Annotated in this window: 9 protein-coding genes; 5 read left to right on the top strand and 4 right to left on the bottom strand. The window is 36.3% G+C overall.

Features of this window, described 5'->3' with window-relative positions; genetic code table 11:
- Positions 1 to 53: 53 nt before the first annotated feature.
- The 3 genes from EZ456_RS20385 to EZ456_RS20395 form a co-directional block, all read right to left on the bottom strand.
- Positions 54 to 782 carry a dioxygenase family protein gene (locus tag EZ456_RS20385; RefSeq protein ID WP_131533335.1) on the bottom strand — a complete coding sequence of 243 codons (729 nt, stop codon included), beginning with the start codon at positions 780 to 782 and terminating at the stop codon, positions 54 to 56.
- Between the two features lie 128 nt (positions 783 to 910).
- The gene (locus EZ456_RS20390) at positions 911 to 1618 is read right to left on the bottom strand and encodes a LytR/AlgR family response regulator transcription factor (protein WP_131533337.1); all 708 of its coding nucleotides are present in this window, start codon (positions 1616 to 1618) and stop codon (positions 911 to 913) included.
- On the bottom strand, positions 1618 to 2730 hold the full coding sequence (locus EZ456_RS20395; RefSeq protein ID WP_131533338.1) for a sensor histidine kinase: 1113 nt from the start codon (positions 2728 to 2730) through the stop codon (positions 1618 to 1620). The genes EZ456_RS20390 and EZ456_RS20395 overlap by 1 nt, the downstream gene beginning before the upstream one ends.
- A 190-nt stretch (positions 2731 to 2920) precedes the next feature.
- Between EZ456_RS20395 and EZ456_RS20400 the strand changes: the two genes are divergently transcribed.
- From EZ456_RS20400 to EZ456_RS20420, 5 genes are all read left to right on the top strand, one after another.
- On the top strand, positions 2921 to 3220 hold the full coding sequence (locus tag EZ456_RS20400; RefSeq protein WP_131533340.1) for a hypothetical protein: 300 nt from the start codon (positions 2921 to 2923) through the stop codon (positions 3218 to 3220).
- A 138-nt stretch (positions 3221 to 3358) separates the two neighbouring features.
- Positions 3359 to 6835, top strand: a complete 3477-nt coding sequence (locus tag EZ456_RS20405) for a preprotein translocase subunit SecA (RefSeq protein WP_131533342.1) — start codon at positions 3359 to 3361, stop codon at positions 6833 to 6835.
- Positions 6836 to 7059: 224 nt separating this feature from the next.
- Entirely contained in the window at positions 7060 to 7437 is a 378-nt protein-coding gene (locus EZ456_RS20410; RefSeq protein ID WP_131533344.1) for a PEGA domain-containing protein, read from the top strand.
- A gap of 146 nt (positions 7438 to 7583) precedes the next feature.
- Entirely contained in the window at positions 7584 to 8261 is a 678-nt protein-coding gene (locus EZ456_RS20415; protein ID WP_131533345.1) for a DUF433 domain-containing protein, read from the top strand.
- Positions 8258 to 8650, top strand: coding sequence for a PIN-like domain-containing protein (locus EZ456_RS20420; RefSeq protein WP_131533346.1), 393 nt, complete (start codon positions 8258 to 8260; stop codon positions 8648 to 8650). Before EZ456_RS20415 ends, EZ456_RS20420 begins: the two co-directional genes overlap by 4 nt.
- A 237-nt stretch (positions 8651 to 8887) precedes the next feature.
- Here the strand turns inward: EZ456_RS20420 and EZ456_RS20425 are convergent.
- The coding region (locus EZ456_RS20425) for a transposase (RefSeq protein ID WP_205945001.1) at positions 8888 to 9136 on the bottom strand (249 nt) is incomplete at its 5' end.

The raw sequence follows: 9136 nt of genomic DNA on the forward strand, positions 1-9136 counted from the left end.
ACGCTAAGAAATCCTAGCGCCTTAATAAAAATAAAACAATAATAAGGATTATATTACGCTTTAACATTTAATTTAAATGTAAGTTCGAAACCTGCAACCAATGTTCCGGTTACGGTGGCAATTTCTACGCCCGTTTTATCATCACTAAAAACATTGTCGGCATTATTATAGGTGTAACCTGTCATTCCTTTGTTATAGCCATTCACCAAGGCTAAAGATGTTCCAGTGCCTTCAGGAAAAGCAATCTGTGTTACATTTAAAGATGTTCCTGCTGCATTGTAAACATGAACATGGATGTGTGTTGCACGGCCACTATACCAGCCCGGAAAAATAGAAGTAAAGGTTACTAATCCGTTTGCATCGGTGATTTGGCGGCCTCTTAAAAAATGAACCGATTGATAATTGATACTTTGCATGCCAGAACCACCATATTCAGAATAATTTCCCTCCGCATCGCAATGCCATATATCTACAATTGCATTGGCTAAACCAGCGCAATTGTTATTTAAATTGCCAATTGTAATTTTTGCAGTCAGTTTATAACCAGATCTCCCATCGGTAATGTCGCTTCTTACATAAGATGCCGGCGCCTTAGTTGGGAAGGGCCCTTCAGTTTCTGTTGGTGCTACCGTACAAGTTCCGTTTGTACTTGTAGTTGTTCCCGCTGTTCCTGAGCCTGATGAAGTTCCATCAGTAACGCTACTTTTTTTACATGCTTCAATTATTACAGGAGTAGAGATTGCTCCAATCATTAAACTCCTAATAAAATTTTTTCTTTCCATGCTATTATCTTCTTGTTAGTTACTGATTCTAAAGTCGAAAAATTCTATAAACCAGGCAAGTGTGTGTCGATAAGGAGAAGTTTTGTATCGGTCAGTTAAAATTTAGTTAAAAAGTGTTAAGAGAAAGATTAACCCTTTTTCCATTTATTTATAACATCAGCATAGCTATCACTAACTGGGAGTATTTCTCCGGTTATCAATTCTATTTTTCGGTTGTGTATGGCTTTAATTTTTTGTGTAGATACCACAAAACTCCGGTGTATGCGTTCGAAACGATCTGCAGGGAGTTTATCCATCATTTTTTTTAGCGGCATTAAGGTTAAAACCATCTTGCTGCCCTGCAAATGAATTTTGACATAATCCTCCAAACTTTCGACAAATAAAATATCAGGCAAATTAATTTTAATAAGCTTGTATTCTGAATGAACAAATATGCTTTCTACAAAATCTGTAGCTTGTTTTTCATTTTGATAACGATAAAACTCTTTAGCTTTGTTTACCGCTTTTTTAAACCTCGGGTAATCTATTGGTTTAAGTAAATAATCAATGGCTTCCAGCTCAAATCCTTCAAAAGCAAAGTTTTTATAAGCCGTAGTAAAAATTAACATGGGTTTATTTTTTAACGATTTGAATAAATCTATACCTGTAATATCGGGCATATTTATATCCAAAAAAAGAAGGTCTGTTTTATGGTTATTTAAATATTCTGAAGCCGCAATTGCATCTTCAAATACACTTCCAATTTCCAGGTTTTCCGATGCTTCTACATAACTTTTTATCAGGGCTGCTGCTAGTGGTTCGTCATCAACAACTACGCATTTTAAGGTTTTAGCCATTATAATTGAATCGTTAAATTAACTGTGAATAGGTTATTGCTGTTATCTACGCTTAAAATGTGCCTGTTTTTGTAAAGGTAGTTTAAGCGCTGTTTTGTGTTTTTCAAACCAATACCACTTCGTTCGGTATTGATCTTATCGGGATATAAAGTATTTTGACAAAATAAAATTAATGAATTTTGCCTGCTAAAAATTTTGATGATTAATTTGTTGCTGTTATGATTACTGATGCCATATTTAAAAACATTTTCAATAAAGGCCATTAACATCAAAGGCGCAATTTTTTTATTTTCAAAGTCACCTTCAAGTTCAAATAATAAGGTTGTTTTTTTGGTGAGCCTTAATTTTTGTAAATCAATAAAATCGGTAACGCAATCCAGTTCCTGTTGTAAACTTACAAAATCATGCCCAACCTCATCGGTTATATAGCGCATAATGTTGGATAACTTCATTATCGAGGGAGCTGTATTTGTATCTTTAATTATGGCAAGCGTATAAATATTGTTGAGCGTATTAAATAAAAAGTGTGGATTGACCTGAGCTTTTAAAAAAGACAATTCCGCTTGCGCTTTTTCGGCCTCTGCAATCAATGCCCTTTGCGTAGTTAGCGTTAATTGTTTATTTGTTTCCTTGGTGAAACTAATTATAATGGTTAGAAAAAAAAGAAAAACACTTGCCACATCGATTCGTGGACCGGTATTAACGCCTCTTTCGGGGCCGCCTGGAAATGGTTTGCCGTTAAATGGTGGAATTTGTTTCTGGTCTGGAGGCATCTGAGGGCGGTCAAATGTGGCCGGTCGCTCAGCAAGGTTCCTGTTTTGAAAAATAAATTTATCAAAGGGCCTGAGTACTAATATACCGGCCAAAATAACCATCAATCCAAATAAGTATAAAACATATCGTGATTTGCCATATAATTTTGGAAACAAGTAAAGGGCATGTATAAAATAAATTGCAATAAAAATCAGGCAAAAAAGCAAATATTGTGCTAATCCCGAAGTCGTAAGGATGTGTTTAATGTTTTGATCTGAAACTAAAAGAAGCGGCAGACTTAACAGAAATATAGCAGCAATAACTTGAATAATTATTCTAAAGTTTAATTTCTTAAGCATAAACAAATTAACATATATCCACAGAATTTATCTGTTGGGTATCGGTAATTTACGCTTTTGTATGGATGATTCCATCGTTCATCATTATGATGGAGTTGTTTTTATATAAAAAGTTAAAAAATTGAGGAACGCTTTTTGCAATGATGTAATTTCTTTTTATAAAAGATTAAAACTAGCTTTGCCGCTATTAATGAAACACCTTGTTACCATATCGCTTGTATTTTTTAGCTTAACACATTTGGCAAAAGCCGAACGTGTTGAAGGGCTAAGAATATTAAACGAATATTGTAATGAGCATAATATCAGCGTTAATGCAACAGGTAAAGAGTCGGTTCAACTTAACGAAGACCGTAATCCTTATTTATTATCGTATACCAAGTTAGCGCTAATTGGCACCCAAGCTCAATTAAAAGTTGCAAAATACGTAAACGTAAATCAGGTAATTGCTGATTTAACCATCAGGAAAAAACCTAAGAATAATAGCCCCTAGTTTTCTCTTCTACAAGATCTTTTAAGAGGTTTTGAGCCTCATTTATACCAGCAACTGCCAAACTGACTTAAGAAAGACAATGGCTTGGTTGTTGTGACACACCATTTTTTAATAATAAATACGATTTAAAATATTATAATGTTAGGATTTTTAGCGAAGGTTTTCGGAAGTAAATCAGAAAGAGATATAAAGGCTATCCAGCCATTGGTTGTTAAAATTAACGAACACTACAGTAAACTGTCTGCGCTTAGCAACGACGAGTTACGTGGTAAAACCATAGAATTTAAAGACAAGATTTCTGCTTTTTTAACCGATATTGATGAGAAAATTTCAGCACTAAAAGCTGATGCAGAGAATGAAGATTTAGATCTTCACCAAAAAACAGCTATTTATGATCAGGTTGATGCCTTAGGTAAAGACCGCGATACAGAATTAGAAAAAGTACTTTTAGAAATCCTTCCGGAAGCATTTGCTGTAATTAAAGAAACTTCTCGTCGTTTAAGCGAAAACGATTATTTAGAGGTTACCGCAACCCAGTTCGATAGAGATTACGCTGCAAGAAAAAACAATGTTAAAATTGTTGGCGATAAGGCGCAATGGGCTAATAAATGGGATGCCGCAGGAACTGAAGTAGCCTGGAACATGGTACATTACGATGTGCAATTAATTGGTGGTGTTGTATTACACAGCGGTAAAATTGCCGAAATGGCTACTGGTGAGGGTAAAACCCTGGTAAGTACATTGCCGGCTTATTTAAATGCATTGGCCGGACAAGGTGTTCACATCGTTACGGTGAATGATTACCTGGCCCGTCGTGATAGTGAGTGGAATGGTCCTTTATTCGAATTCCATGGTTTAAGTGTTGATTGTATTGATAAACATGAGCCAAACTCCGAAGAAAGAAGAAAAGCTTATGCTGCAGATATTACTTACGGAACCAATAATGAATTCGGGTTTGATTACCTGCGTGACAATATGTCGCAAACACCTGATCAATTGGTGCAGCGCAAGCAGCATTTTGCAATGGTAGATGAGGTCGATTCAGTTTTGATTGATGATGCCCGTACGCCTTTGATCATTTCTGGCCCCATTCCACGAGGCGATGAACATGAGTTTTATGAATTAAAGCCACGTATCGAACGTTTAGTTAATGCACAGAAAGCTTATGTAACGCAAGCATTAAACGAAGCGAAAAAATTAATCAACGCAGGCAACAGCGGAACCGAAGAAGGTGAAGGTGGTTTAGCTTTATTGCGTGCATACCGTGGTTTGCCGAAAAACAAAGCCTTAATTAAATTTTTAAGTGAAAGCGGTGTTCGTGGTTTGTTGTTGAAGACCGAAAACCACTATATGGCAGATCAATCTAAGAATATGCCGAAGGTAGATTCTGAATTGTATTTCTATATCGATGAGAAAAATAACCAGGTTGAATTAACCGAAAAAGGTATCGAACTGATTACCCAATCAGGTGAAGATCCACATTTCTTCGTATTGCCTGATGTGGGTACTGAAGTAGCGGAATTAGAGAAATCGGATCTGCCTTTAGAAGAAAAGGTAGTTCAAAAAGATGCTTTAATGCGCGATTATTCTGTTAAAGCAGAACGGATCCACTCGGTTAACCAGTTGTTAAAAGCTTATACTTTATTCGAAATTGATGTAGAGTACATCATCGATGAAGGAAAGATTAAAATTGTTGATGAGCAAACGGGTCGTATTATGGATGGCCGTCGTTACTCTGACGGTTTACACCAGGCAATTGAGGCTAAAGAAAATGTAAAGGTTGAGGATGCTACGCAAACTTATGCAACCGTAACCTTGCAAAATTATTTCCGTATGTACCACAAACTTTGCGGTATGACGGGTACAGCAACAACAGAAGCTGGCGAGTTTTGGTCGATCTATAAATTAGACGTAGTAGAAATTCCAACCAACAGAAATATTTCTAGAAAAGATGAGCAGGACTACGTTTACCGTACTGTTCGCGAGAAATACAACGCTGTTGCTTCAGAAATTCAGTTCCTTGTTTTTCCATATTCTCATTACGAAACAGAATACGAACTGGATAAAGAAGGAAATCCTAAACAAAAAGATGGCAAACCGGTAATCAAATACGATCCAACAGGTAGGGCTGTGCCTAAGCTTGATGCTAAAGGCGCATTAATCCCTGCGGTTAACCCTCAAACAGGACAATTAGAAACACAAGCTGGTCGCCCGGTATTGGTGGGTACAACATCGGTAGAGATTTCAGAGTTATTAAGCCGAATGCTTAAACTTCGTGGAATTAAACACAATGTGTTAAATGCTAAAATGCACCAGAAAGAGGCTGATATTGTTGCCGAAGCTGGCCAGGCGGGAACCGTAACTATTGCAACTAATATGGCTGGTCGTGGTACTGATATTAAATTGGGCGCAGGTGTTAAGGAAGCTGGCGGTTTAGCCATCGTGGGTACTGAGCGTCACGAGTCTCGCCGAGTAGATAGACAGTTGCGTGGTCGTGCTGGTCGTCAGGGCGACCCAGGTTCATCTCAATTCTTCGTTTCATTAGAAGATAACTTAATGCGTTTATTTGGTTCTGAGCGTATCTCTGGTATCATGGTGCGTATGGGTATCGAAGATGGTGAGGTGATCCAGCACTCTATGATTACCAAATCTATTGAACGTGCACAAAAGAAAGTAGAAGAAAATAACTTTGGTATCCGTAAACGTTTGTTAGAGTACGATGATGTGATGAACTCGCAACGTACCGTAATTTACGCTAAACGTAAAAATGCTTTATTTGGCGAGCGTTTAGATGTAGATATGAACAATATGGTTTTCGATGTTGCTGAAGATATCGTAAGCGAATATAAACAAGAAGGAAATTACGATGGTTTCAAACTGGAAGTAATCAAAAACTTCTCTTTAGATACGGATATTACCGAAAAAGAATTTACTTCAACCAGCATCCCTCAGTTAACTGAAAAGTTATTTGACGAAGCAGAAGCATTTTATGCACGTAAATCTGAAGCGATTATCCAACAATCATTACCAGTTTTAACTCAGGTTTATCAAGAACGTGGCGAGCACATCGAACAGATCGTGGTTCCGTTTACCGATGGTATCCGTGGTATTCAGGTGGCGGTTGATTTGAAGAAAGCAATCGATAACAAAGGAAAAGAAGTAGTTCGTTCATTTGAAAAAACTATTGTTTTAGCCTTAATCGATGATAGCTGGAAAGAGCATTTACGCGAAATGGACGATTTAAAACAATCGGTACAAAACGCAGTTTACGAACAAAAAGATCCATTGGTAATTTATAAAATGGAAGCTTTTAACTTGTTTAAAAACATGCTTAACGCGGTAAATAAAGAGGTAGTGAGTTTCTTGTATAAAGGAGGCATTCCAGTTCAGCAAGAACCAGATCAGGTTAGAGAGGCACCAGCCCCGGTAAAACAACCGAAGTTGCAAACTACTAAACAAGAATTTGGCAGAGAAGAGCCAGGTATCGAGTTTGGCGATACACGCGAGGCCGTTCCACAACAACCAATCCGTAAGGAGGCAACAGTTGGTAGAAACGAACCTTGCCCATGCGGTAGCGGTAAAAAATACAAAAACTGCCACGGCGCAAATTTATAATCAAGATATGCTATGCATTGCTAAAGCCTCAACAAATGTTGGGGCTTTTTTTATAACTAAATTTTTAATTCTCAAATTAACACCTATATTTAGTGACGGTCAATTCGAAATTGGTAGGCATTTCTTAATGATCAATAAACTTAAAAATGGAGTCCAGAAACCATATAAAACGGGGCGTAACTGAAAAGCCATAAGAGTAAGAACACACACACAACCACACACAAATGAAAAGAATTTTTAACATTGCCGCTGTTTCAGCGACACTGCTGCTATCGAGCTGCGCCACTATTTTCACGGGAACCACCCAAACTGTTCAAATCAATTCAAACCCACCTGCCGCTACTATCGAAGTAGATGGTGTTAAAACAGGCGTTACACCAATGGCTGTAACTTTAAAGAAAGGATTTACCGGACAAACCATTAGTTTAAAGCTTGATGGTTATGAAACCAAGACATTTCATCCTCAAACCACATTTAACGCGGTATCTGTAGTAAATTTCTTGTTTATTCCAGGATTTATTGTTGATGCTGCTACAGGCGCGATGATGAAATACGATCCAAAAGTTTATGAATTTACATTAGAACAGAAAAAAGCTAATTAATTAAACTTTTAATGGTTATAATTCTTAAAGCCAGATTTCGAAAGGAAGCTGGCTTTTTAGTATTTCAATAAAAAAATTATCTTTACAAAATGGCTAATTAATATGATAGCTAATATTTTTAGCATTATATTTGTTGTCTGTAAGTTATGGAATCAAACAATCTAAATCAGCAACTTGGTGGAGGAATTTATACAATTCCTGAAGTAGCATTTATACTAAAGCTACCTGTGGGGAAAGTACGTCGATGGATGACTGAATTTTGGGATAATAAATTTTCTAAAAAAAATAGCAACAAATATTCTTGGGGTGAGGGACGTGATAAGGCCACAAATTTCTATACTCTAATTGAATTTTATGTTTTTTATCAATTAAGAGCGCTGAATATAAGCACTAACAGGATCTTTAAAGCTCATCAGGATATGGCTGAGCAATTGAATACGGCATACCCCTTTGCTTCTTCCAAATTACTTTCTGATGGGAAAAGTATATTATTTACAATGAAAGATGGAACCATTGTTGAAGCAGACAATACAAGGCAGGCCGTTTTTAAACAAATAATTGAACAGTTTTGTAAGAAAATTGAGTTTTCCACTACAGATATAGCTGAAAGGTTTTATCCTCTTGGAAAAGAAAAACATATTATCGTAGACCCTCATCATCAATTTGGACAGCCGGTGATTGAGGAAACTAATATCTTGGCTCAAACACTTTACGAACTCTATAATGCAGGGGAAACTGTAGCTTTTTTGTCGAGGCTATATGATCTTAAGGAAATAGATATTCAAAGTGCAATTGAATTATTTACCATTAAAGAGGCGGCATGATAAAGGTTTTAGTAGATGAAAATCTTTCAAAATACTTTGCTGAGGGTTTAGATAAACTGCAATACCCACTCAACAATAGTATAGAAGTTACATCTATTGAAAAAGAGTTTTATAAAGGGATAAAAGATGAAGAATGGATTCCTGATTGGGGGAAAAAGGCTGGAGTTTTTATTTCACAGGATATAAGGATTTATTCTACTAAGCAGCAATCAGCGTTGTTAACTAAGTACAACATCGGTGCATTTTTTTTGAAATTGCCAAAGGGATATAAATATTGGGACAAAACCCAAGTAATGATAAAGCATTGGCTCGAGATTGTTAAAATTATTGAGAATAATAAAACACCATACGTTTATTTCATTTCGGCAAAACGTGTTACAAAAGGATAAAGTTTTTTATTATGCTCTCCCAAGAATAACAAGAGGAAATAACTTCATCTCAAGAACAGATTGATAATAGTCTGTTTGTAACGCAATCAGAATTGGAAGATGAAGTAAATAAATGGCTAGAGAAATAATCTTTGCTGTTTTAATACTCGTGTCGTCACCCTGAATTTAGTTCAGGGTCAATTTTGCCGGAAAGATGCTGAAATAAATTCAGCATGATTGTTATGATAAAAACAAATTTTAAGCAGCCATATTATAGTTATTTTTATAGCTGGCTTGATTTTTTATAACTGCAGCAACTCTTAGTGCTATCTTGTTTCTAACAGCATTAATTATGCTCATGCTATGCTTCCCTTCATCCTTTTTTCTATTATAATATGTTTTGAATTCCGCATTATGTTGAATTAGAGATAATGCACACATATGCAGCAATCTTTTAAGCTCTTTATTAGCCATCCGGTGTACCCTGGTTTTACCTTTGATACTTAT

Origin of the sequence: Pedobacter psychrodurus (assembly GCF_004331735.1) — a bacterium.
Classification (GTDB): Bacteria; Bacteroidota; Bacteroidia; order Sphingobacteriales; family Sphingobacteriaceae; genus Pedobacter; species Pedobacter psychrodurus.